The organism is Qipengyuania flava (assembly GCF_019448255.1).
Taxonomy (GTDB): Bacteria; Pseudomonadota; Alphaproteobacteria; order Sphingomonadales; family Sphingomonadaceae; genus Qipengyuania; species Qipengyuania flava_A.
Window position 1 is genome coordinate 2115128 of sequence record NZ_CP080410.1, and the last position, 23769, is coordinate 2138896.

At 65.9% G+C, this 23769-nt stretch carries 24 protein-coding genes; 9 read left to right on the forward strand and 15 right to left on the reverse strand.

Annotated elements, in window-relative coordinates:
- Positions 1-13: 13 nt before the first annotated feature.
- From KUV82_RS10460 to KUV82_RS10475, 4 genes are all read right to left on the reverse strand, one after another.
- Positions 14-259 carry an accessory factor UbiK family protein gene (locus KUV82_RS10460; RefSeq protein ID WP_219954216.1) on the reverse strand — a complete coding sequence of 82 codons (246 nt, stop codon included), beginning with the start codon at positions 257-259 and terminating at the stop codon, positions 14-16.
- 316 nt (positions 260-575) lie between these two features.
- The gene (locus KUV82_RS10465) at positions 576-1124 is read right to left on the reverse strand and encodes a TspO/MBR family protein (protein WP_219954217.1); all 549 of its coding nucleotides are present in this window, start codon (positions 1122-1124) and stop codon (positions 576-578) included.
- Between the two features lie 101 nt (positions 1125-1225).
- The gene (locus tag KUV82_RS10470) at positions 1226-1948 is read right to left on the reverse strand and encodes an SDR family oxidoreductase (RefSeq protein WP_219954218.1); all 723 of its coding nucleotides are present in this window, start codon (positions 1946-1948) and stop codon (positions 1226-1228) included.
- A complete protein-coding gene (locus KUV82_RS10475; RefSeq protein ID WP_219954219.1) occupies positions 1948-2973 on the reverse strand; it encodes an NAD-dependent epimerase/dehydratase family protein in 1026 nt (341 codons plus the stop codon). Before KUV82_RS10475 ends, KUV82_RS10470 begins: the two co-directional genes overlap by 1 nt.
- A 74-nt stretch (positions 2974-3047) precedes the next feature.
- Between KUV82_RS10475 and KUV82_RS10480 the strand changes: the two genes are divergently transcribed.
- Positions 3048-4151, forward strand: a complete 1104-nt coding sequence (locus KUV82_RS10480) for an NAD(P)/FAD-dependent oxidoreductase (protein ID WP_219954220.1) — start codon at positions 3048-3050, stop codon at positions 4149-4151.
- Positions 4151-4693, forward strand: a complete 543-nt coding sequence (locus KUV82_RS10485; protein ID WP_219956295.1) for an MOSC domain-containing protein — start codon at positions 4151-4153, stop codon at positions 4691-4693. Before KUV82_RS10480 ends, KUV82_RS10485 begins: the two co-directional genes overlap by 1 nt.
- Before the next feature lie 10 nt (positions 4694-4703).
- Here the strand turns inward: KUV82_RS10485 and gorA are convergent, their stop codons facing one another.
- The 4 genes from gorA to KUV82_RS10505 all read right to left on the reverse strand — a co-directional run bounded on the left by gorA (position 4704) and on the right by KUV82_RS10505 (position 8958).
- Positions 4704-6056, reverse strand: coding sequence for a glutathione-disulfide reductase (gorA, locus tag KUV82_RS10490; RefSeq protein WP_219954221.1), 1353 nt, complete (start codon positions 6054-6056; stop codon positions 4704-4706).
- Positions 6057-6171: 115 nt separating this feature from the next.
- Positions 6172-7134 carry a hypothetical protein gene (locus tag KUV82_RS10495; protein WP_219954222.1) on the reverse strand — a complete coding sequence of 321 codons (963 nt, stop codon included), beginning with the start codon at positions 7132-7134 and terminating at the stop codon, positions 6172-6174.
- Position 7135: 1 nt separating this feature from the next.
- Positions 7136-7504, reverse strand: a complete 369-nt coding sequence (locus KUV82_RS10500) for a hypothetical protein (RefSeq protein WP_219954223.1) — start codon at positions 7502-7504, stop codon at positions 7136-7138.
- Between the two features lie 80 nt (positions 7505-7584).
- Positions 7585-8958 (reverse strand): DEAD/DEAH box helicase, encoded by a 1374-nt coding sequence (locus KUV82_RS10505; RefSeq protein WP_219954224.1) that lies wholly within the window; start codon positions 8956-8958, stop codon positions 7585-7587.
- A 303-nt stretch (positions 8959-9261) separates the two neighbouring features.
- Between KUV82_RS10505 and KUV82_RS10510 the strand changes: the two genes are divergently transcribed.
- Positions 9262-10503, forward strand: a complete 1242-nt coding sequence (locus KUV82_RS10510; protein ID WP_219954225.1) for an NRAMP family divalent metal transporter — start codon at positions 9262-9264, stop codon at positions 10501-10503.
- 16 nt (positions 10504-10519) lie between these two features.
- On the opposite strand, the gene KUV82_RS10515 is transcribed toward KUV82_RS10510, so the two are convergent.
- Complete coding sequence (locus KUV82_RS10515) at positions 10520-10942, reverse strand: hypothetical protein (protein WP_219954226.1); 423 nt, start codon at positions 10940-10942, stop codon at positions 10520-10522.
- Positions 10943-10973: 31 nt separating this feature from the next.
- Positions 10974-12536, reverse strand: coding sequence for a glucose-6-phosphate isomerase (pgi, locus tag KUV82_RS10520; RefSeq protein WP_219954227.1), 1563 nt, complete (start codon positions 12534-12536; stop codon positions 10974-10976).
- Positions 12537-12625: 89 nt separating this feature from the next.
- Here pgi and lepB point away from each other — a divergent pair, with 89 nt between their 5' ends.
- From lepB to KUV82_RS10540, 4 genes are read left to right on the forward strand one after another with little or no spacing between them, the layout of a single operon-like run.
- The gene (lepB, locus tag KUV82_RS10525; protein ID WP_219954228.1) at positions 12626-13519 is read left to right on the forward strand and encodes a signal peptidase I; all 894 of its coding nucleotides are present in this window, start codon (positions 12626-12628) and stop codon (positions 13517-13519) included.
- On the forward strand, positions 13516-14187 hold the full coding sequence (gene rnc, locus KUV82_RS10530) for a ribonuclease III (protein WP_219954229.1): 672 nt from the start codon (positions 13516-13518) through the stop codon (positions 14185-14187). Before lepB ends, rnc begins: the two co-directional genes overlap by 4 nt.
- Positions 14184-15104 (forward strand): GTPase Era, encoded by a 921-nt coding sequence (gene era, locus KUV82_RS10535; RefSeq protein ID WP_219954230.1) that lies wholly within the window; start codon positions 14184-14186, stop codon positions 15102-15104. The genes rnc and era overlap by 4 nt, the downstream gene beginning before the upstream one ends.
- 13 nt (positions 15105-15117) lie before the next feature.
- A complete protein-coding gene (locus tag KUV82_RS10540) occupies positions 15118-16371 on the forward strand; it encodes an MgtC/SapB family protein (RefSeq protein ID WP_219954231.1) in 1254 nt (417 codons plus the stop codon).
- On the opposite strand, the gene KUV82_RS10545 is transcribed toward KUV82_RS10540, so the two are convergent.
- From KUV82_RS10545 to KUV82_RS10555, 3 genes are all read right to left on the reverse strand, one after another.
- Positions 16360-17328, reverse strand: coding sequence for a CPBP family intramembrane glutamic endopeptidase (locus KUV82_RS10545; protein WP_219954232.1), 969 nt, complete (start codon positions 17326-17328; stop codon positions 16360-16362). The genes KUV82_RS10540 and KUV82_RS10545 overlap by 12 nt on opposite strands.
- A 96-nt stretch (positions 17329-17424) precedes the next feature.
- On the reverse strand, positions 17425-17796 hold the full coding sequence (locus KUV82_RS10550; protein ID WP_219954233.1) for a hypothetical protein: 372 nt from the start codon (positions 17794-17796) through the stop codon (positions 17425-17427).
- Positions 17793-18155 (reverse strand): DUF805 domain-containing protein, encoded by a 363-nt coding sequence (locus KUV82_RS10555; protein WP_219954234.1) that lies wholly within the window; start codon positions 18153-18155, stop codon positions 17793-17795. Before KUV82_RS10555 ends, KUV82_RS10550 begins: the two co-directional genes overlap by 4 nt.
- A 181-nt stretch (positions 18156-18336) precedes the next feature.
- On the opposite strand from KUV82_RS10555, the gene KUV82_RS10560 reads away from it, so the two are divergent.
- Together KUV82_RS10560 and KUV82_RS10565 are read left to right on the forward strand one after the other, a co-directional pair.
- Positions 18337-19500 (forward strand): serine hydrolase domain-containing protein, encoded by a 1164-nt coding sequence (locus KUV82_RS10560; protein WP_219954235.1) that lies wholly within the window; start codon positions 18337-18339, stop codon positions 19498-19500.
- Between the two features lie 105 nt (positions 19501-19605).
- A complete protein-coding gene (locus KUV82_RS10565) occupies positions 19606-19773 on the forward strand; it encodes a hypothetical protein (RefSeq protein WP_219954236.1) in 168 nt (55 codons plus the stop codon).
- Between the two features lie 51 nt (positions 19774-19824).
- Here KUV82_RS10565 and topA read toward each other — a convergent pair whose 3' ends face one another.
- Positions 19825-22395, reverse strand: coding sequence for a type I DNA topoisomerase (topA, locus tag KUV82_RS10570; protein WP_219954237.1), 2571 nt, complete (start codon positions 22393-22395; stop codon positions 19825-19827).
- A 261-nt stretch (positions 22396-22656) separates the two neighbouring features.
- Positions 22657-23766 (reverse strand): DNA-processing protein DprA, encoded by a 1110-nt coding sequence (dprA, locus tag KUV82_RS10575; protein WP_219954238.1) that lies wholly within the window; start codon positions 23764-23766, stop codon positions 22657-22659.
- Positions 23767-23769 lie beyond the last annotated feature (3 nt).

Genomic DNA, 23769 nt, shown 5'->3' on the forward strand with positions numbered 1-23769 from the left:
GCAGGGGCGCGGGTCACTTGATCTTGGCTTCGAGCGCTTCGACGCGGGCCTTGAGGTCTTCCGCCTCTTCGCGGGCCTTGCTCGCAAGCGCCTTCACCGCGTCGAATTCCTCGCGGCTGACGAAGTCCATTCCGGCAAAGCTGCCCTTGGCCCGCTCACGCGCCGCATCGCGCGCCTCGCGGCCCATGCCAGCGAGCGTACCGGCCGCCGAATTGGCGAGTTTGACGAAGTCGGCGATCAGGGGGTTTTGAGATTGCATCCCGTCCCCTTGGGACGCGCTGCGGATTTTGTCTAGCCTCAAGCGCCGGCGGCCGCGTCCGCGGCCTTAGGCTATCCTCGCTCATGCGACCTTGCGGTCGCGTCGCTGCGGGCGGCCAGTCGGCCTTGCCTCGCCTAGCGGCTCGGAACGCTGACCGAGATCGCAAGAGCACCGGGCCGGCGGAGGCCCGGCAAGGGCGGAAGTGCACCATAGGTGCGCTGGCCAAAGGCCACCTGCACGCCCGCCCGCAGCGGGTGCAGCTTGCTGCACGTCTAGCGAGGACGAACCCGCAGATGCGGGTTCGCAAAACAAAAAACTAAATCCTCACACGCTCCACCGCGCCGTCCGCGTTCCCGCCGTCAGCGTCCGGGTTCAGCTGCAGGAACTGGTAATTCAGCGCCGTCGCGAAGCAGACCCAGGCGAGGTAGGGAATGAGCAGGACAGCGGCGAGCTTCCGCACGCGCCAGAACAGCGCCATCACCACCAGCAGCGACAGCACGATTGCGACCAGCAGGTACAGCGCCCCGCTGATCTGCTGCGCGCCGAAGAACACGTAGCTCCACGAGAGGTTCAGCACGAAGTGCACGGCGAATACCGAAAGCGCCGCCGTGCGCCCGCGCGCGCCCCAGGCCGAGGCGACCAGCGCAACCGACAGGCCGATCATGACGTAGAGGATGGTCCACACGATGCCGAACCACCTGGGCTCGGGATAGATGCCAGGCTTTTCAAGCCCCTGGAACCAGGCCGTGTTGGGGCTGCCGAACATGCCGGAAAGGAACCCCAGAAGCACACACAGCGGCACCAGGAAAAGGGCCCAACGAAGGAAACTTGCGCGCAGCTGCCCGCGCGACGCCAGCATGTTCATGCGAATACCCCGATTGCGATTCGTTTCCTGCGCCTTGTGACGAGGGCCCGGCCCTGTTGCAATGCGGCAAGGCCCGTTCGTCCCAAGGCGGTGCGGTCAGGTCAGAAGCGCAGCATCACCTTGCGCGCGAGGGCGGGCGATGCGGAGTGAACCGCTTTGAGTACCTTCACCATGCCGACATTGGCTTCCGCATGGCCCTTCTCCAGCGCATCGAGGATCTGCCGCGCGCATTCCTGCGGAGCCATCTTCTTGTTCGTCCGGCCGGCGGTCATCTGCGTGTCGACCACCGGCGGCAGCGCCTCGATCACCGCGACATTCGTATCGGCAAGCTGCGCACGAATGGCCTGCGTGTAGCTCCTGAGCGCCGCCTTGGTAGCGCAATAGACCGGCCCGCCCGCGCGCGGTGCAATCGCAAGTCCGCTGGTCACGTTGATGATCGCCGCCTCGGGCCGTTCCTTGAGGCGCGGCAGCAGCGCGGTGATCAGGCGGATCGGCGTGTTGAGATTGGCGTAGATGCAATCGTCGGCCGCGTCCGCATCGGGCGCTTCCTCGCGGAAATCATGGTCGACGCCCTGCCCCGCGTTGTTGATCAGCACATCGAGAGTGCGGCCGCCTAGCGCCTGCACGATCCGGTCCGCACCCAGCGGCGAATGCAGGTCCGCCTCGATCGCCTCGAACCCGGCCTTGCGCATCGCCTCCAGCTTCTTGAGCGAGCGGCCGGTGATGATCACCTCGGCGCCCTTGGCCTTGAGCTGGAGCGCCATCTGCTCGCCGATACCCGCCGTGCCTCCTGTGAGGAGCACGCGCTTGCCCGCCACCTCCATTACGGCTTCACCACGCCGTGTTCGATGAGGCTGCGTCCGCAATCGACGATGCTTTCTTCCTCGCTGCGGGTCTTCCAGCCGAGCCGCTCGAGCGCATGGCTCGCATCGACATGGCGGCTCTTGCCAAGCTCGCTCTTGATCGAGCGCACGCCCGCGTTGAACAGGCTGAGGACGGAGACCATCCAGTTGGGCATCACCTTGGTCGGCACCTTCTTCGTATGCTCGGCCGGCAGGCCGCGGCGCAGCGCCTCGCCCACTTCGATCATCCTGTAGAACTTGCCCGCGGCCAGGAACCGCTCACCCGCCAGCCCCGACTCTTCCAGGCACCGCACATGCAGGTCCGCCACATCGCGCGTGTCGACGATGGCAAAACCGAGGTCAGGCGCCATCGGCATCGACCCGTTGAGCAATTGCTTCACCGCCTCGACCGAGGGGCTGAAGTCGGGATCGTCGACCGGGCCCAGCACCATCGCCGGGTTGACCGAGACGAATTCCATATCCCCGCCCTCGGCCGCCATCCAGTCGCGCGCGGCGCGCTCGGCGATGGTCTTCGACTTGACGTAAGGATAGACATCGGGGTGGCTGACATCGGTCCAGTCGCTCTCGTCGACGGTGTATTCCTTCTCGCTGCGGCCATAGGCGACCGCGGCCATGGAGCTCGTCTGGACGAAGCGTTTGACGCCCGCATCCCGCGCAAAGCGCAGCGCCCGCAGCGTGCCTTCGCGCGCGGGCACGATCATCTCGTTCTCGTCCTTGGGCGTGGAGGCCGCGATGGGCGAGGCGACATGCGCCACATGCGTGCAACCCGCGACCGCTTCGGCCCAGCCATCGTCGCTCATCAGCTCGGCCTCGAAGACCTTGAAACGGTCCTCGCCCGGATCGCCGACGCGGCTGCGCAGCAGCGCTTCGCTCTTCGCCTTGTTGCGGACGGTCGCATGGACGGTCCAGCCTTTCGCCAAGAGCTGGCGAATGAGCTCGCCTGCGATATAGCCCGTGCCCCCGGTTACCAGTACAGTGCCAGCCATCGGCCCGCTCCCCTTGTGTCTTTTGATGCAGGAGAGACTAGGCCGGTTGCGGCAGGCGAGCAACGGAGTCGCAAGTGAAGGCGGTCGATTTCCTCGTGGTGGGTGCCGGGATTGCCGGCCTCTCGGCAGCGGCGCGGCTGGCGCGGCATGGCGAGACCGTGGTGTGCGAGGCGGAAGCGGCGCCAGGCGTCCATTCCTCGGGCCGCAGCGCTGCTTTTGCGCATTTCGACATGGACAGCTGGCTGGTCCGCGCGCTGACGGCGGCGAGCATACCGCTGCTGGAAGAGCCGGGCGCGCGTCCACATCCGGCGCTGTTCCTGGCGCTCAAGGGGCAGGATGAGACGCTCGACGGGCTGGAGGCAAACTATCGCGAGTGGTCGGGCGATGTGCGGCGACTGTCGGTGGACGAGGCCCGCGAGCTTGTGCCAGTCCTGCGCGGGGATGCGATTGCCGGGGCGCTGCTCGATCCGGCTGGGCGCAAGCTCGACGCGCATGCGCTGCTCGAGACGCATCGCAAGGCGCTGGTCGCAGGTGGCGGACGGATTGCCGTCAAGGCGCCGGTGACGGCCCTGCATCACGACGGCAGCCGCTGGATCGTCGACACTCGGGGGGAAAGCTTCGCCGCGCGGGTAGTGGTGAATGCTGCGGGGGCGTGGGTGGACGAGGTGGCGAGGCTCGTAGGCGTCGCGCCCATCGGCATCCGTCCCTTGCGGCGCACGGTGATCACCTTCGACGTGAACGAAGACGTCTCCGCATGGCCCTTCACCAAGACGGTGGGCCCGGGCTTCTACATCGAGCCCGAAGGCAGCGGCCGCCTGCTCGCCTGCCCGATGGACGAACACCCGAGCGAGCCTTGCGACGCCCAGCCCGAGGAGGAGGACGTCGCCCTCGCCGCCTGGCGTGTGGAGGAAGTCACCACCCTCAACATCCCGCGCCTTGCGAGCAAATGGGCGGGCCTCAGGAGCTTTGCGCCCGATAGGCTGCCGGTGTGCGGGTTCGACACGGAGGCGCCGGGCTTCTTCTGGCTGGCGGGCCAAGGCGGCTTCGGCTTGCAGACCTCGCCCGCGATGGCGTTGGCGGCGCAGGCGCTGGCGACGAGAAGCGAGTGGCCGGACGAATTGCGGGCTGTAGGGGTCGAAGCCGCCATGCTCTCGCCCCGCCGGTTGGAGCGCGCGTGATGGGCGCGCAGGTGCTCGCGGTCGCCTCCGATGGCGCGCACAATTTCTCCAAGCAGGCCCGGGAGCGGATCGAGATCGTCGCCGGTCTCGGCGTGCGCGGCGATGCCCACTTGGGGGACCGCGTCCAGCATCGCTCGCGAGCCAGGGTCGATCCGACTCAGCCGAACCTGCGGCAGGTGCATCTCATCCACGCCGAGCTGTTTGACGAGCTTGCTGGCAAGGGCTTCTCGGTCCGCCCAGCGGATCTGGGCGAGAACATCACGACGCGCGGGATCGACCTGCTCGGCCTCGCGCGCGGCACTACCTTGCGTTTCGGATCGGGCGCGGAGCTGGAAGTCACGGGCCTGCGCAACCCCTGCGCGCAGATCGAAGCTTTCCAGAAGGGTTTGCTTGCTGCTGTCCTCGACAAGCGGCCCGATGGTACGATCATCCGCAAATGCGGGATCATGGCCATTGCCCGCACGGGCGGGGTTATCCGCCCCGGCGATGCGATCGCGGTCGAGCCGCCGCCCCTGCCCCATCACCCTCTCGAGAGGGTCTAGGAGCCGCGCGTCAGCGCATCAGCACCAGCTCTTCCGCCATGGTCGGGTGGATTGCCGTCGTCGCGTCGAAATCCTCTTTAGTGAGGCCGGCCTTCACCGCGATGGCGGCGGCCTGCATCATCTCGGCCGCTTCGGGCGCGATCATGTGGATGCCGACTATGCGGCCCGTGTCGCTGTCGCAGACCATCTTGAACAGGCTGCGTTCGTCGCGTCCGGCGAGTACGTTCTTCATCGGGCGGAAATCGGACAGGTAGACCTTCACGCTGCCGAGCTTGTTCTTGGCTTCGCCCTCGGTCATGCCGACCGCCGCAATCGGCGGGTGACTGAAGACCGCGCTCGGGATGCAGGAGTGATCGACCGCAATCGGCTCGTGCCCGCCAAAGACGGTGTCGGCAAAGGCCTGGCCTTCGCGGATCGCGACCGGGGTCAGCTGCACGCGGTCGGTCACATCGCCCACGGCGTAGATGTGGTCGACATTGGTCTTGGAGAAGCGGTCGACCTTGATCTCGCCCTTCTCACCCAGCTCGACGCCCGCGTTCTCCAGCCCCAGGCCTTCGGTGTTGGGCTTGCGGCCGGTGGCGAACATCACCTGGTCGACGATCTCCTCGTCGCAATCGGACAGCTTCACCTTGAAGCGGCCGTCCTCGGTCTTCTCGATGTATTCGAACACCGTGTTGAACTTGAACTCGATGCCCTTTTTCAAGGAGATCAACAGCAGCCGTTCGCGCAGCGCCTCGTCATAGGAGCGCAGCAGCTGGTCGCCGCGATTGACCACGCAGACCTTGCAGCCGAACTCGTTGAAGATGCCGGCGAATTCGTTGGCGATATAGCCGCCGCCCGCGATGATGATCTTCTTGGGCAGCTTTTCGAGATGGAACGCCTCGTTCGAGGTGATCGCGTGTTCGGCGCCCTTGCAGGTCGGCACCTGCGGGCGCGCGCCGGTGGCAATCAGGATGTGCTTGGCCGTCACGACCTTGCCGCTCGCCAGCGTGATCTCGTGCGGGCCGGTGATCTCGGCGCGTTCCTTGAACACGGTCACCTTGTGGTTTTCGAGCGTGTCGGTGTAGGCGCCCTCGAGCCGGTCGACATCCGCCAGCACGTTGTCGCGCAGGGTCTGCCAGTTGAAGCTCTTGCCCTCGACCTCCCAGCCGAAGCGTTTGCAGTCTTCCAAATCCTCGGCGAAATGCGCGCCGTAGACGAGCATCTTCTTCGGCACGCAGCCGCGGATGACGCAGGTGCCGCCCACGCGGTGCTCTTCCGCAATCGCGACCTTCGCCCCGTGGGCCGAGGACACGCGGCTGGCGCGCACGCCGCCCGATCCGGCGCCAATGGTGAAAAGGTCGTAGTCGTAAGTCTCGGACATGCGGGCAGCTCCTCGGATAGCGCGGGGGTGTTCGTAAGGAGCGCGCCAAAGATTACAAGCTAGCCAGAAACTTTCGCCCTGAAGCGGCATCCCCCCATAGGACAAGAGTGCCGCTTCAGCATCGAGCCAATAGCTTTTCGAGTGTTGCCGTTGTCCGCTCTTCTGGCTTGAGGCTCTCGAACGCAGTCGCCACCGAGCTTAGGCAGTTCGAGCGGTTCTTCGCCAGTTCCACGGACGAGTCGGCTACGCCACGAGCAAGGTTCTGGGCGGCTACACCAGTGCTGAAGCTTTTCCCAAGCCGTACGTTCGCACCGCTGTCCTGCCCAGCCGATCCGTTGATATCTCCAGAGAAGGTCCCAAAAACGGAAAGCGCATCATTTTGGCGCAGAGCGGTGCTGTTCTGAAGCGGCACGCTTTCCTCAAGCTTCTTCGCCAATTCCAAAAGACTCTGACGCCTCTCGTTCAAAGCCTGAAGTCGCCTTCCGGATTCCTGGCGCGAGCGCTCTACGGCGGTCTCCAAGCCAGCAAGACTGTCAGCCCGCGCCTTTTCCGTCCGATACTTTTCCTGGGCGTCCGGGGGCAGCTTACTGAAGTCGTCGCTCGCCTCGTCATACGCGAAGCTCTCGATGAAGCTCTTTGCAGCCTTCGCCTCAGTCAACTCCTTTTGCCTCGATTCCTCGTCGCTCAGCGCGGTTCTGTAGGCCGTATCCGCTTGCGAAATTTGCTCTTCCAACACGCGCGCTTCGGTTGCGATGCCGAGATACTTCTCACGATCGTTTTCCGTTACATCATTGGAGGTGCCGAATATCTTGGCTATCTGTACCACGCTATCAACGCATCTGCTGAGGGCGTTGCCGGTTTGGTCATCGCACTTTCGCGCAACCGCGACCGGCACATAAGCCGCGTCCGTCAGGTCGACACCGATCAGGATGCTGGCGCCCGGCGTTTCGGCAGAGCCGCTCTCCACATTCACCCCGACCTTCGCGGTCGACACGTAGACCAGCGGCACCTGATCGACCGAGCTGCACCCGGTCACCGCCAGCGCGGCCAGCACCAATCCTGCTGCGTTCCTCTTCATCTCACCCTCCCCTGCAAATCTGTCCGTCCTCGACGGCCTGGCCGAGCAACTCGGCGATCCTGCCCGCTTCCTCTTCATCGGGTTCGATCAGGATCAGCCGGCATTCTTCCGGATCCGAAACAGCCACGACGGTTTCGCGCGCGAAGCCCAGCGTCGCGCCGTTGCGTCCCGGGACGAGCCCGAAACCGCGCGCGGTGTAGGCGACCGTGGACGCATCCTCCGCCGGGAGGATACGCAAGACACCGGGATAAGTGCGGGTAACGGTCGCCGGGCCATCGACGTTCACGACCGTGCATCCCGCGAGCGCGCAGGCAGCGCCCATCGCGCCAAGTGCACGCGCACGACGAAAGCCGTAATTGCCCCTGGCCAATCGCCCCTCCCCTTTGGCAGGAGAGACTAGCCATTGTGCGCGGTAAAGGTTTGGAAATTTACGCCATTTCGGCGGAGGGCTTATCGCCCGGAACGGCGTCGGTTGCGGTTGCGATTGCCTCCGGGCCGGCCGCCGCCGGGCTTGCCGCCGCCGCCGGCACCGTCGCGCTTGGGCGCGCCGGCGCGGCTCTGGTGCTTGTTCTTGGGCTTCGGCTTCTTGGCTGCACCGCCTGCGGGACGAACCTTGGGCTTGGCAAGACGCGGCTTCTGTTCGCGCTTCGTCGGGCCGACACCTTCGACCACCGCGCGGAAGTTGTCCGGTAGCGGCAGGCGCTCAAATTCGGCGTCGGTCTTCTTGCGGATGTCCTTGAGGTAATCGCGCTCGTCCTCTGCACAGAAGGCGATGGCGATGCCGTCCTTGCCGGCGCGCGCGGTCCGGCCGATGCGATGGACGTATTGCTCGGGCACGTTAGGCAGCTCGTAATTGATCACGTGGCTGACGCCCGGAATGTCGATCCCGCGCGCGGCCACGTCGGTCGCCACGAGGATCGGCGTGCGGGCCGAGCGGAATTCGCCCAGCGCCCGCTCACGCTGGGGCTGCGACTTGTTGCCGTGGATGGCGTTGGCCGGAATGCCCTTCTGCGCCAGCTTTTTCACGATCCGGTCGCAGCCATGCTTGGTGCGCGCGAAGACCAGCACGCGCTCGAAATCGCCGGGCGTGTCGTGGCGTTCGGACAGGATCAGTTCGAGCAGCGTCTGCTTCTCGTCCTGCTGGACCATGAAGAGATACTGGTCGATCCGCTCGGCCGTCGTGCTCTCGGGCGTCACCGAGACATGCACCGGCGACTGGCAGTATTGCGCGGCGAGGTCCTTGATCGAGCGCGGCATGGTGGCGCTGAAGAACAGTGTCTGGCGTTCCTTGGGCACCAGCTGGCTGATGCGCTTGAGCGCATGGATGAAGCCGAGGTCGAGCATCTGGTCCGCTTCGTCGAGGACGAGGATTTCCACGCCGTCGAGCTTGAAGGCCTTCTGGTCGATAAGGTCGAGCAGGCGGCCCGGCGTCGCGACGAGGATGTCGGTGCCGCGGTGCAGCTTGTTGCGGTCCTTGTTTACGCTCGTACCGCCGACGATCGAATGCACCTTGAGGCCCGCGAGCGCGCCGTAATCCTTGGCGCTCTGGGCGATCTGGCCGGCCAGTTCGCGCGTCGGCGCAAGCACAAGCATGCGGCAGGACTTGAACGGCGTCTGCTTGTCCGCCTCGCGCAGCCGGTCGATGCTCGGCAGCATGAAGGCGGCGGTCTTGCCGGTGCCGGTCTGCGCGATGCCCATGAGGTCGCGCCCTTCGAGCACGGGCGGGATCGCCTGCGCCTGGATCGGCGTGGGTTCGGTGTAGCCCTTGAGGTCGAGGGCCTGGAGGACGGGCTGCGACAGCCCGAGGTCTGTAAACTGAGTCATGATCACTCGCATAAAACATGCGGCGCGCTCTCGGTTCCAAGGCGGAATCCGGGCGCGGTCGCGGAGGTTGTAACCACCCGCGTGAAAAGGGAAGTCTGGAAAAAATGGACCGAGGCGCGGCCGGGGCGATGGATGTATCGTCATCGCCGCTTCACGCTGGCTAGCGCGCTTCGATGGGCGTGCAGATGGGCCTGCGGGGGCCAGAAGTCAATTTGTTTCGCAGATGCGAACGATCATTTCGCTTGCGCGACCGGCAATTTCGGGCGCATCTTCGCCGCCGACGGAAGTTTGGGGGAACGACCGATGACACGCGATATCCTGCGCCGCCTGGCGGGTCCGGGCCTGATCTTCACCGGCGCCGCCATCGGCACATCGCACCTCGTCCAGTCGACGCGGGCGGGCGCCATGTTCGGTGCGGCGCTGATGGGCGTGATCGTGCTGGCGACGCTGCTCAAATACCCCGCCTATCGCTTCGGGGTGGATTACGCCCATGTGCGCGGGCGCTCGCTCCTGTCGGGCTACCGCGAGCTGGGCGTGTGGGCCGTGCTCCTCTTCCTCATCGCGGTCCTCCCGCTGGTACCGATCGTTTATGCGGCGCTGGGCGCGGCGACGGCGGGGATCTTCGCGGCAATCGTAGGCCCGCTGCTGCCCATGCCCATGATGGCCTCGCTGGTGATCGCGCTCGCCTCGATCCTGCTGCTTGTGGGCGGATACCGCCTGCTCGACAAGGTCAACGGGGTGCTGCTCGCCTTCCTCGTGATCGCGACGGTCATTACCACCGTACTGGTCCTGCCGCGGGTCGAGTGGGGTACGCTGACCGATTTCGCCTGGACGCAGGAAACCGCCGCGCTGCTGTTCATCGTTGCCCTCGCCGGCTTCATGCCCAATCCGGTCGATGTCTCGGTCGCGCTCTCGCTGTGGAAGGTCGAGGCCGACCGCACCCTGCCCGAGGGGGCCCACCCGACGCTGGGCGAGGCGCGCAGCAGCTTCCTGTGGCCCTATGTCATGACCACGGTGATGGCCCTGTGCTTCTGCATCATGGGCGCCGGGGTTATGCACGCGCAGGATATCGCCCCGCTGTCCGACGCGCCGGGCTTCGCAGGGCAGCTGGTGAACCTCTACCGCGAGGCGCTGGGGCCGAGTGCCGCCGCGCTTGCCGCCATTGCCGCGCTCTCGGTAATGCTGACCACGGTGATCGCCGCGATCGACGCCTATGCCCGCACCGTCCCCGCCGCGATCCAGGTGCTGCGCGGGGCAGACCAGGAAAGCGGCACGCGCACGCAATACGCGGGTGCCACGCTGGTGCTGGCCGCGCTGGCGATGGTGGTCCTCTTCACCCTGATGCGCGAGTTCACCACCTTCCTCGACTTCGTGACGAGCGCCACCTTCGTCGTCGCCCCGCTGCTGGCGCTCCTCAACTACCTCGTGGTGACCCGCTGCGAGATGCCAGAGGATGCGCGGCCCAGCGCCGCAATGAAGGCGCTGAGCCTCACGGGCGTGGCAGTGATGGGCGCCCTGGCAGTGATGTATTTCGTGCTGGTTTGAGCTGAGATATGCGTTACTAGCCTGCAAGCGTGCCGATAAAAAACCCAGCGATAAACTTGATCAGGTCCCATGCCTTTTCTGTCTCTGCCTTGGACTTTCCTGAGAAGATGGCAAAGTAAAGGCAGCCAAAAAGGGTAAGGTATACTCCGCCCATAAGTACCGGCTTATACCAGTCTGGATTCTGCGGCTGGCTGACCCCAATGGCTCCCGTTGACGCATTCGCTGGGGAAGAGAATAGATTCGTCAACCCTCGAAAGAAGTCCGACAAGATTTCCTCAACTCCGGACCCCGAGAACGATGAAACAAGGGAAAGAGTGCCAGCCAAAATCGCCAAAAAGGCAGCAGCCTTATCGAGTGACTTGGTTTTCGCCCAAGCAACCTCAATCAACTTGATTTTGCCTTCGACTTCTTCCGGATTCGAATCTTTATTTTGGTCCAAACTACCCCCCCAACTCTTTTCTAATCACATGCTAGCCAAGCCCAGCCGCCTTCACCAGCGCTTCCGTGCTCGCATCGAATTCCTCGCCGCCCTTTTCGATCGCTTTCGCCATCTGCTTGCCGAGTTCCACGCCGAACTGGTCGAAAGGGTTGATGCCCATCAGCACGGCGCTGGCGAACACGCGGTGTTCGTGGAAGGCGATGAGGGCGCCCAGCGCTGCCGCGTCGAGGTCGTCGCACAGGATCGTCGCCGAGGGGCGGTCGCCGGGGTAGTTGCGCGCGGGGTCCTCGCCCGCCTTGCCCGCCATCAGCGCGGCGCCTTGGGCAAAGCAGTTCATCAGCAGGATGCGGTGGTGCGCGGGGTCGAGATCGTCGCCCGGCGCGACGCTGGCGATGAAGTCGACCGGGATCAGATGCGTGCCCTGGTGGAGCAGCTGGAACACCGCGTGCTGCGCGTCGGTGCCCACCCCGCCCCAGGTGATCGGCGCGGTCGGGCCGTCGACCGGCTGCATGTCGGCGGTCACGCGCTTGCCGTTGCTCTCCATCTCCAGCTGCTGGAGATAGTCGGGAAACAGGCCGAGGCGCTCGTCATAGGCGAAGACCGCGCGCGTCTGGCAGCCGCGCACGCGGGTGTAGTAAAGGTCGGCAAAGCTTGCGCGCAGCACCAGGTTTGCCGCGCCGTCGGTATCGCGGAAATGCGCGTCCACCGCCTTGGCGCCTGCAAGCATGGCGCGGAAATCATCCATGCCGACCGCCATGGCGATGGGAAAGCCGATAGAGGACCAGATCGAATAGCGCCCGCCGACGCTTTCCTGGAACGGCAGGATGCGCGTTTCATCAACGCCCCATTCAACCGCACCGTCCGGATTGGCGGTGAGCGCGATCACCCGGCCGCCCGGGTCCGCCACGCCGTTGTCGGCAAGCCATTTGAGCGCGCTCTGGGCGTTGGTCATGGTCTCGATGGTGGTGAAGGTCTTGGAGGCGACCGCGATCAGCGTCTTGGCCGGATCGCATGCGGCAAAGGCCTGTTCCAGCGCGACACCGTCGATGTTGGAGACGACATGGACGTCGCAATAGGACAGGTCGCGGCTCAGCGCGTCGACACCCAGCGCCGGGCCCAGCGCGCTGCCGCCGATGCCGATGTGGATCAGGTGCTCGACCTCGCCCAGCGCGCCCTGGTGGATGGCTTCGACCAGCATGCCCATGCGGTCGATCAGCGCCATCGCCTCTTCCACCTTGGCTTCATCGCCCGTGCCGCGCAGCGTGGCGTGGTCGGCGGCGCGGCCTTCGGTAGGGTTCACCACCTCGCCGCCGAACAGCTTGGCGCGCATGCCGGCGAAATCCATCGTCTCGGCCAGCTCTTCGAACGCCGCGATCACCGCGCGGTCGAGATGCGTTTTCGACCAGTCGAACAGAATGCCGCCGTCTTCCGCACCCTCGCCCAGCTCGATCCGGCCCGAGAGCATGTCCACACGCTCCCTACCGCCCGGCTCGTCCGCGCCCTCGCCCCCGTCGCGGCCCGTGCTGAACAGTTCGCCCAGCGTCGGGCGCGGCAGGTCGGCGAGGCGGCTCCAGATGGTTGCAGGCGTGGTCATCGCGTGAAAAATCCTTTCGTGAGTGCGGGTGCGCGACTAGGGAACCGAGCCATGATTGCAAACCCGCAAATGTCTGGCGAGCGCCGTTCATGACTACTGAGACCGCCCCCGTCGCGGACAAATCCGACAAGGGACCCGAAAAGCAAGAGGAAACGCTCGGCAGTTTCCTGTGGTTCGTCGCGAAACTTGTGATCGCGGTGCTGATCTTCCGCAGTTTCATCTTCTCGCCCTTCACCATTCCCAGCGAATCGATGCTGCCCAACCTGCGCAACGGCGACTATCTGGTGGCGGCCAAGTGGCCCTACGGCTTCTCGCAATATTCGCTGCCGGGCGAGCCGGGCCTGTGGGAGGGACGCGTGTTCGCCGACCTGCCCGAACGCGGCGATGTCGCCATTTTCAAGCACCCTGTGACCGGGACCGATTACGTCAAGCGCGTGATCGGCCTGCCGGGCGACACGGTGGCGGTGCGCGAAGGCGTGGTCATCCTCAACGGCACGCCCCTGCCCAAGGAAGAGGCGGGCTTCGCCGATATCCCGATGAGCGAGAACACCGGCTGCCGCCGCGATGGCGGCCGCGTGGTGGACGGCACGATCTGCCGCTACCGCCAGTTCCGCGAAACGCTGCCTTCGGGCAAGAGCTACATGACCATCGACTTCGGCCCCGTGGGCGCGCGCCTGCTGGACGATGGCAACGGCGGCTTCCTGCTCGATCCCTCGGGCGACCCGGTGCGCATCGATCCCGACAACACCGAGGCGGTCGTCGTGCCCGAAGGCCAGCTGTTCATGATGGGCGACAACCGCGACAATTCGCTCGACAGCCGCTTCCCCGCCGTGCGCGGCGGCGGCGTGGGGCTGGTCGATGCCGACCTCCTCGTCGGGCGCGCCAGCCGGGTGCTGTGGTCGACCGACGGCAGCGCCGAATGGCTGCTGCCCTGGACCTGGTTCAGCGCCGCGCGCTGGAACCGGATCGGGAGCGACATATGAGCGCGCTCGAACAGGACGCGCGCGACTGGCTCGCCGAGACCGGCTTTACGGTGAAGGACGAGGCGCGCTGGTACGCCGCGCTGACCCACGGCAGCATGGGCGAGAAGCAGGATTACGAGCGCCTCGAATTCCTTGGCGACCGCGTACTGGGCCTGTCGATCGCCGACTGGCTCTACGCCCAGAGCGATGAGAACGAGGGCAAGCTCGCCCAGCGCCTCAACGCCATCGTCAGCCGTGAAATGTGCGCCACCATCGCGCGCGGGATCGGCCTTGCACCGCATATCCGCATTTCCAAGCAGGCAAGCAGCGACGGCGGGCGCGACAGCGACAATATCCTCGGCGATGTGATGGAAGCGCTGCTGGGCGCGCAATTCCTCGACAACGGCTTCGACGCGGCGCGCGATCTCGTGCGGCTGCTGTGGCGTCCGGCGCTCGAAAGCGGTGCAGGCAAGGCCAAGCACCCCAAGAGCGCGCTGCAGGAATGGGCTGCGGGCAACCAGCGCCGTCCGCCCGAATACGAAATGGTGGGCCGCAGCGGCCCCGATCACGCCGCGCGCTTCACCGTGCGGGTGAAAGTCCACAAGGTCGGCGAGGCGGAGGCCACCGCCGGCAGCAAGCAGGAGGCCGAGAAAAAGGCGGCCCGCGAATTCATGGAGAAATACGGGTGAGCGAAAGCGAAACCACCACGCGCTGCGGCGTTGTTGCCGTGCTGGGCGCGCCCAATGCGGGCAAGAGCACGCTGGTCAACCAGCTCGTCGGCCAGAAGGTCGCCATCACCTCGGCCAAGGCGCAGACCACCCGCGCCCGGATGATGGGCATCGCGCTGCACGAAAGCGCCGATGCGAACACGCAAATGATCCTCGTCGACACGCCGGGCATCTTCGCGCCCAAGCGCCGCCTCGACCGCGCAATGGTGAGCGCGGCCTGGGAAGGCGCGGAAGCCGCCGACGCCGTGCTGTTGCTGGTCGATCCGGTGAAGCAGCGCCGCCACGAGCTCGAACCGCTGCTCGAACAGGTCGCCACGCGGCCCGAGCGCAAGATCCTCGTCCTCAACAAGGTCGATGTGGCCAAGAAGGAGCCGCTGCTGGTCCTCGCGCAGGAGCTCACCGGCAAGGTCGATTTCGCCGAGGTCTACTTCGTCTCCGCGCTGACGGGTGACGGGGTTGCGGAAATGAAGGACGCGCTCGCCGCCCTCATGCCCGAAGGCCCGTGGATGTACCCCGAAGACCAGGTTTCGGACGCGAGCGAGCGCCTGCTCGCCACCGAGATCACCCGCGAACAGCTCTACAAGCAGCTTCACGAGGAACTGCCCTACGACAGCGCGGTGCGCCCGGAGAAGTACCTCCAGCGCCCCGACGGCAGCGTCGAGATCCACCAGCAGATCGTGGTCATGCGCGACAACCAGCGTGCCATCGTGCTCGGCAAGGGCGGTAGCCGCATCAAGGCCATCGGCGAAGCCGCGCGCAAGGAACTGACCGAGCTGCTCGGCCAGAAGGTCCACCTCTTCCTCCACGTGAAAACCGACGAACGCTGGAGCGAGGACAAGGAGATGTTCGAAGAAATGGGCCTCGACTGGGTGAAGTGATACAGCGGCGCTGATGGACTGGACGGCGCAGGCAGGACAGCTGGGGGCAGCGCTGGCGATCGGGCTGATGATCGGGCTTGAGCGCGGCTGGACCTTGCGCAAGGCCGAAGACGGCACGCGGGTGGCCGGCATCCGCACTTTCACCCTTTTCGCGCTGGTCGCGGGGCTTGCCGGGCTGCTGGCGCAGGCGGGGCAGGAGGTGGTGGCCGGGATCATCGTGGCCGGGGCGACCGCCATCGCGGCCATCGGCTATTCGCGCTCCATCACCGATAGCGGAAAGCCCGATGCGACTTCGGCCGTGGCGGCCATGGTGACGCTGGCGCTGGGCTTCCTTGCCGGTCTTGGGCAAGCGGCGGTCGCGGTCGCGGGCGGCGCTGTGGTCACGGCCATCCTTGCGCTGCGCACCGAGGTCCACCGTTTCGTCGGGCGGCTCGACGAGGCCGATATCAAGGCGCTGGCGCGCTATGCCGTGATCGCGCTCGCCGTGTTCCCCTTCCTGCCCGAGGGGCGCTACGGCCCCTACGACGCGTGGGAGCCGCGCACCTTGTGGCTGGTGGTGATCATCGTCACCGGCTTCAGCTTCATCGGCTACGCCGCCAACCGGATGTTCGGCGCGCGGCGCGGGACCATCGCCACGGCGGTGATCGGCGGGGCCTACAGCTCGACCGCGGTCACCCATTCCTTCGCCCAGCGGATCGGGGCCGGAGCGGGCGGCGGGGCCGAGAACGCCGGCATCGCTCTGGCGAGCGCGGTGATGTACCTGCGGGTCATCATCCTCGTCGCCGTGCTTGCAACCAGCCTGCTGCCTCATTTCGTGCTCATCGTCGCGCCTGCACTGCTTGTCGGGTTCGGTGTCGCCTGGTGGCTTTTCCGCAAGGCACCCAGCGGCACCGGGGCGGCACCGCCGGGCAACCCCATCGCGATGCTGCCTGCGCTCACCTTCGTCACTTTCGTGGCCGTTGCCGCCGTGGCCGCCCGCTGGGCCGAAACGCGCTTTGGCGAGGAAGGGATCGCGGTGCTCCTGCTGCTGATGGGCAGCATGGACGTTGATGCCGCCATCGTCACCGCAGGCGGGTTGGAGCCGGGTACCATCTCCCCCGAGTTGGCCGCACTGGCCATAGCCGGGACAATCCTTGCCAACATGAGCGTGAAGCTCGGCGTGACGTTGGTTTACGGCAAGCGCGCCGCCCGTCCGGCCGCCGCAGCACTGGCCGCCAGCATGGCCGCGCTCGCCGCCAGCCTCATTGCGGGGTACCTAGCGCTCTGACGCCTGCTGCGGCTGTCCCGGATCCACGCCGATATCGTGCCCGCGATCCTCGCCAAGCCATTTCGCCACCAGCTTGATCGCCACGAAGGCCGCCGCGAGCGCAGGCAGGACGAGCACGCTGTTCTCCGGCCCGAAATCGCCGCCGCTCAGCCATTCGGGCCCGACGGGTTTCACGAGGATGATCGAGGCCATGTCGTTGCCGCTCGCGTTGTAATCGAGGACCACGCCCTGGAAGAAGTTCCAGCCCACGTGCATCCCGAAGGACAGCCAGATCGCGTTGGTCACCATCACGCCGTAAAGCGCCTTGAAGGAGAAGGCGACGATGATGAGCGAGGACAGCATGGTCGCGTTGGGGTTGGTGATGTGGATGAAGCCGAAAATCACGCCCGAGACGATGGCCGCGATCAGGAAGCTCGTCCCCTCGGCAAGGTTGCGCAGGAAATAGCCGCGAAAGAAGAGCTCTTCCCACCAGCTCACCACAACGGTCATGAAGAAGAACAGGCCAAGCGTGCCCCAGTTCATCGCGTCGAGCGAGGCGGAAAAGGCCGGCCAGGAGGCGAAATCGGGAGCGCCCTGCCCCCAGGCGATCCCGTGGAATTCCACTACGCCGAACAACCAGGCAAGGGCGACGAAAATCCCCGCCATCATCCCGCTGATGAGGAACCCGGCAACAATGATCGGCAAGGTCTTCGCGTTGATGCCCAGGCCCAGGGACACGAGCGAGCGGCGGTCGAGGAAGCGGCGCGCAAGGATCACCGCAACGGTCATGGAAACCGCCATCATCACGATCAGGAGCGCGGTGTTCACATAGCGGCTCGCATCGGGAATCCCGCCGTTCCACCACTTGAGACCCGATTGCAGGCCAAGGTTGAGGGCCACGACAAGCGCCACCATCAGCAGGAGGCGCCACCCGGCGCGCAAACGCTCTTCCTGCGTGTTCAAGAACCAGCTCTTCACCAGACGATCTCCCGTTCAGGCTCGCGTGATGGCGAGCCATTCGGGATGGCCTAGTGTATTATATCGGCGATACAGTCAAGATATATCGTAAGGTCGTCAGCTTGCGTCGGTGACGACCATCGTTTCTCCGTCGATCGAGCACGTACCCGATACGCTGACGGCCGGATCGTCCCACTCGACCTCCCACCCGATAGCCGGATCGTCGTCCGACAGGCTGTCTTCGACGATCGAGACGGCGGCGTTGGGCAGGTCCTTGAAGCGCTCGTCCTCGAACCAGACCTTGTCGTGGCACGCCTGCGCGGCCGCGACGGTCGCCTCGTCGTACTCGCCTGAGACCTCCGGAGCCTCCGCCGGAGCGGCTTCGGCGGTTTCGGCCTCGGCTGCAGGAGGGTCCTCGCTGGCGGGCTGGCTGCAGGCAGCCGCGAGGGCCAGGGCCGGAAGGGCTGCGTAAAGTGTGAGCAGCTTCATGCGGCGTCTCCCTCTTTGCTTGGCTGGACGTAGAAATAGAGCAGCACCAGGTTCACGAACGGGATAAGCCCGATCAGCAGCAACCAGGGCGAATAGCCCGCATCGCGCAGGCGCCGCAAGGCGACCGCTATGCTGGGGATGACGGTGGCAAGCGCGTAGAGAAAACTCAGCGGCCGCGACGTATCGTCAACCGTGGTATCGATGCCCAGAGCCGGATTGACGACAAAATTGTCGAGCAGGCCGAGCACAACGAAGATGAGGAACTGGGCAAGGACCCAGTACCAGAACTGCGGCCGCGAGGCGCGCCCGTGAAAGTTGGTGTAATTCGCGATCCCGTCGCGCCAGGCTTCGACAACCATGCTCCACTCCTCCCCATGAGTCGGGTGCAATCATCTCAAAAACCGCCGATTTTGTCACGTCGGGCTCCCGAGAGGTGGCAGCGCCACGCCGTTTGACGACCCGCCCGTGCCGTTCGCAGAGCAAGTCTCGCACCGCGCACACAGCCTTATGATTACGTGTGTAGTCAATACGGAGACTGTCATGCGTAGCCTTATCCTGCCCGCTCTTGCCCCTGCCCTTGCCCTCGCCCTTGCACCTCCCGCCCTTGCCGCCAGCGAACCCACCCAGACAGCGTCCGAAATACGCGGCCCCGGCGATCTCGACCGTGCCGAACTGCTTGGCGAGGTGGAGGCGATCCTGGCCAAGCATGCCGTCCCCGGAGCGCATGTGACGCTCACCATGGGGCCCGACATCGTCCTGTCCCGCGCGTTCGGCACCGATCCTTCGGCGGGCGGAGCGCCTTACACCGAACAGACCCCGGCCCGCCTCGCCTCGGCCAGCAAGCTGCTGACCGCGCTGACGGTCCTGTCGATGGTGGAAGAAGGGACGCTGTCGCTCGACGAGACACTCGGCTCGCTCGACGCCGACCTGCCCGCGCATTGGCACGCCATCCCGATCTGGCGGGTGCTCAACCACACCTCCGGCATCCCGATGATAGTCACGCGCGAGGATTTCAACGCGCTCTCGCAGGAAGAGCAGCTCGCGCTCACCCCGGCGGACCTGCTGGCCATGATCGGCTCCGAGCCGCTCGACTTCGCGCCGGGCGAAGGCTGGCATTACCAGCAGGGGGCCTATGCCCTGCTGACGCGCAGCCTCGAAAAGCGCACCGGCATGGCCTGGACCGACCTGGTCGCGCAGCATGTGACGGGCCCAACCGCCATGGCCAGCACGGGTTTCGCCCCGCTTGCCCAGCAGGCCGCGGCCTATGAGATCAAGGATGGCGAGCTCGTCCAGCGCCCCGGCGTCTACCCCGCCATCTTCGCAGCCGCCGGCGGGATCGATACGACGCCGGCCGATGCAGCCGGTCTGCTCCTGGGCCTGTCGCAAGGCCGTATCCTGACCGAAGAAACGCTGCGCCACGTCGCGCTCGATGCCGAGCGGCTCCACCGCCTCGGCCGCGATGTCGAGGGCGAAGGCTATGGCCTTGCCATGGTCGTCCAGCGCTTCGGCGACCTCACCTTCTTCGGCCACAGCGGCGGCGGGGGCCTTGCCGATATCCGCTACGCGCCGGGTCGCCAGCTCGGCATTGCCGTCCTGACCAATCGCGCGGGCGGAACAGGAGCGGCGACCGAAATCGCCGACCTGATCGCGACACGGCTGGTCGGTGACGCCCACCGCACGCCGCGCGCGGCAACGGGAAGCTGAAGCGCTGACGGGTGTCTAGTGCAGGCAGGCTAGCACCCCTGCCCGATCCCGCCGGTTTCCGGAGCGGTCTAGTTCCAAAGTCCTCAACACCAAGGAGGACTAGCAATGACCGAACTGAACACCTTCGAAATGGCTGCCGTGAGCGGCGGCACCGGCGACATCTTCAGCGAGCTGGAAGAGCGCTTCCCGGGCGGCGTCTGGTACAACGGCAGCTTCTATCCGAACGGCCTGCCCGACATGACCGATCCGCTCCGCGGCACCGAGCCCTGGTAAGAAACGAAGGGGCGCCGGCCGGAGTAGCGGCGCCCCCTCTTTCCCCAAGCCTTACTTGGCCGCGGCCTTCTTGGTCGCGGCTTTTTTCTTGGCTGCGGGCTTCTTTGCCGCTGCCTTCTTCTTGGCCGGAGCCTTCTTGCGCGCGGTCTTCTTCTTGGCCGGGCCCTTAGCCACGCGCGCATCGATCAGCTCGATCGCCTGCGCTTCGGTCACGTCTTCGGGCTTCACGTCCTTGGGGATCGTCGCGTTGGTCGTGCCGTCGGTGACATAGGGGCCGTAGCGGCCCGGCATGACCTTCATCTCGCCCCCGCTGGTCGGGTGTGCGCCGAGCGTCTTGATCGGCTCCGCCTTGCCGCGCCCCCCGCCCTTGCGGTTGGCCGCTTCGGCCAGCAGCGAGACCGCCGCGTTCATGCCGGTGTCGAACACATCGCGCGTGCTCTGCAGCTTGGCGTATTTACCATCGTGGCGCAGGTACGGGCCGTAACGTCCGATAGCCGCTTCGATTTCCTTGCCCGTTTCCGGATGCGCGCCGACGATGCGCGGCAGGCCGAGGAGCTTCAGCGCCCATTCGAGATCGAAATCGTCGAGGTCCTTGGGAATGCTCGCGCGCTTGGCGTCCTTGCCCTCGCCCAGCTGGACATAGGGGCCGAAACGGCCGCTCTTGCGCTCCACCGGGAGGCCGGTTTCCGGATCCTCGCCCATGACGCCGTCATCGGCACCGTCATCGCCCTGCCCGCCTGGCTTGGCGAACTGGCGGGTGTACTTGCACTCCGGATAATTCGCGCAGGCGACGAACGCGCCATAGCGGCCACCGCGCAGCGCCAGTCGGCCGCCCTCGCGCCCTTCGGTTTCGCACAGCGGGCAATGGCGCGGGTTCTTGCCGTCGGCCCGTTCGGGGAAGAGATAATCGGCCAGGAAGTCGTCGAGCACCTCGGTCACTTCGGAGGGCTTCTTGTCCATGACCTCTTCGGTCTTGGGCTTGAAATCGCGCCAGAAGGCTTCGAGCAGCTTCTTCCAGTTTTCCTTGCCATCGGAGACCACGTCGAGCTCGTCCTCGAGCCCGGCGGTGTAGTCGAAGGCGACGTATTGCGGGAAGAAGCGTTCGAGGAAGGCGGTCAGCAGGCGGCCCGATTCCTCAGCGTGGAAGCGGCTCTTTTCCATCCGCACATAGGCGCGGTCGCGCAGCGTCTGGATGGTGCTGGCGTAGGTCGAGGGGCGGCCGATGCCGAGCTCTTCCAGCCGCTTGACCAGGCTCGCTTCGGAGAAACGCGGCGGCGGTTGGGTGAAGTGCTGGTTCGCCTCGACCCCGGTCTTCAGCGGGCTGTCACCCTTGGAGATGGTGGGCAGCAGGCCCTCTTCATCGTCTTCCGGATCGTCGCGGCCTTCCTGGTAGACGGCGAGGAAGCCCGGATATTTCACCACCTGGCCGGTCGCGCGCAGCTCGTGCTGGCCGGTCGGATCGCGCAGGGTGATCGTCGTGCGTTCAAGGCTGGCGGCGGCCATCTGGCTGGCCATCGCGCGCTTGAAGACGAGGTCGTAGAGCTTACCCTCGTCACCCGAACCGGCGCGGTCGCGGGAGAAGTCGGTCGGGCGGATTGCCTCGTGGGCTTCCTGCGCGTTCTTCGCCTTCGTCTTGTACATGCGCGGGCTGTCGGGAAGCGCGTGGCCGCCGTAGCGGTCCGCCACGGCCTTGCGGCAGGCGGCAATCGCGCTGCCGTCCATGCTCACCCCGTCGGTACGCATGTAGGTGATCGCGCCCGCTTCGTAGAGCGACTGCGCCAGCCGCATGGTGTGGCTGGCGGAAAAGCCCAGCTTGCGCGCGGCTTCCTGCTGCAGGGTAGAGGTGGTGAACGGCGGCGCGGGGTTGCGCTTGAAGGGCTTGGTCTCGACCTCCTCGACCGTGAAGCGCGCATCCTCGACCGCCTTCTGCGCGGCCTTGGCGCTGCCTTCGTTGCCGAGAGTGAGCTTCTCGAGCTTCTTCCCGTCGTACTTTACCAGCCGCGCATCGAAACCGGTGCCGTCGTGCTGCAGCTTGGCGATGACCGACCAGTATTCGTCGGCGCGGAAATGCTCGATCTCGATCTCGCGGTCGACGATCAGGCGCAGCGCGACCGACTGGACACGCCCTGCGCTCTTGGCGCCCGGCAGGCGGCGCCACAGCACCGGCGACAGGGTGAAGCCATAGAGATAATCCAGCGCGCGGCGGGCGAGGTAGGCGTCGATCAAATCCTGGTCGAGCTCGCGCGGAGCCTTCATCGCATCGGTGACGGCCTGCTTGGTGATCGCGTTGAAGGTCACGCGGTCGACCTCGGCGGGCAGCGCCTTGCGCTTTTGCAGCAGCTCGCGAACGTGCCACGAAATCGCCTCCCCCTCGCGGTCGGGGTCGGTGGCGAGCACGAGCCGGTCGGCCTTCTTCGCGTTATCGGCGATTTCCTTGAAGCGCTTCTGCTTGTCCCGGTAGAGCTCCCAATCCATTTCGAAGCCTTCGTCCGGGCGCACGCTGCCATCCTTGGGCGGCAGGTCGCGGACGTGACCGTAGCTGGCGAGAACCTTGAAGTCCTTGCCGAGGTATTTCTCGATGGTTTTCGCCTTTGCAGGCGATTCGACGATGACCAGTTGCATGGGGGTGTTTGCAGTCCCTTACGTGTGCGTATGCGTATACGCGCGAAAATGGGGACCGGTCCCAAAGCACGTCAAGCGGCAAAAAAGGAGCGGGCCGCCCGTATTAGGAGGTACGAAGGCGGCCCGCCGCGAGCGCCTGTTGGGGGGCCCGCTTTACGATCTGAGGGGTAAAGAAGCGCGCGAATCGGCGCTTCTCACGGCGCAAACCATAAAGCGTGGCGGGCCTGCGCATTGCATCAATGCGTCAGTTTTGGAGGTTTTCTAGCTTGCGAGGCTCACCCTGCCGCCGGCGTGGCGTTCCAGCCGGCCGGCGATGTCCAGTTCGAGGAGCGCCATTTGCACGGCCCCTGCGCTGGCGCCAGACTGGCGGATGAGTTCGTCCACTGCGACGGGCGCAGCGGTGAGCAGGCCGGCGATATCGGCAGGCCCGGCCTCAGCCAACTCCTCCGGTTCGAAGTCGAAGGCCTCGGCGGTTTCGCGGAAGGTCGAGCGCGGCAGGCCGTCGAAGCCGCTCAGCAGTTCGGCGACGTCCTCCACCGATTGCACCAGGACCGCGCCTTCGCGGATCAGGTGGTTGCAACCGTGGCTGCGCGGCTCGAGCGGGCTGCCGGGGATAGCCATGACCTCGCGCCCCGCCTCGCCCGCCAGCCGCGCGGTGATGAGGCTGCCCGACTTGACCGCCGCTTCCACCACCAGCGTCCCGCTGGCGAGGCCTGCGATGATCCGGTTGCGGCTGGGAAAGTGGCTGCCGCGCGGTTCGGTGCCCGGCGGCTGTTCGGCCAGCAAAAGGCCTTCGCTGGCGATGCGCTCCTGCAGCTCTGCGTGCTGGGGTGGATAGGCGATGTCGATACCGCTCGCGATCACGCCGATCGTCTGCGGAAAGGCGCCTTCATGCGCCGCCCCGTCGATCCCGCGCGCCAGGCCCGAGACCACGGTGAAGCCCGCTTCTGCCAGCCCCACGGCAAAGTCGCGCGCCAGCTTCACCGCCGCCGCACTCGCATTGCGCGCGCCGACCGTGGCGACGCAGGGCCTTGCCGCCAGCGACAGGTCGCCCCGCCAGGTCAGGATCGGCGGCGCGCCTTCGATCTGGCCGAGCAGCGCGGGATAATCCGGCTGGTCGTGGAAGAGATATTTCGCCCCTGCCTTGCGCACCGCTTCCACCTCGCGCTCGATCCGCTCGGCCGCCACGGCGCGGTAGCTGCGCCCGCCTCGCTTGCCGAGATCGGGCAGCGCTTCGAGCGCCTCGGCCGCCGTGCCGAAGCGCTGCAACAGCATGGCGTAGGTGACCGGCCCGATGTTGGGCGAGCGCAGCAGGCGGATGCGCGCGAAAGCCTCGTCCTGCGAAAGCACCTGCGGAGCGGGAGCGTGCACCCG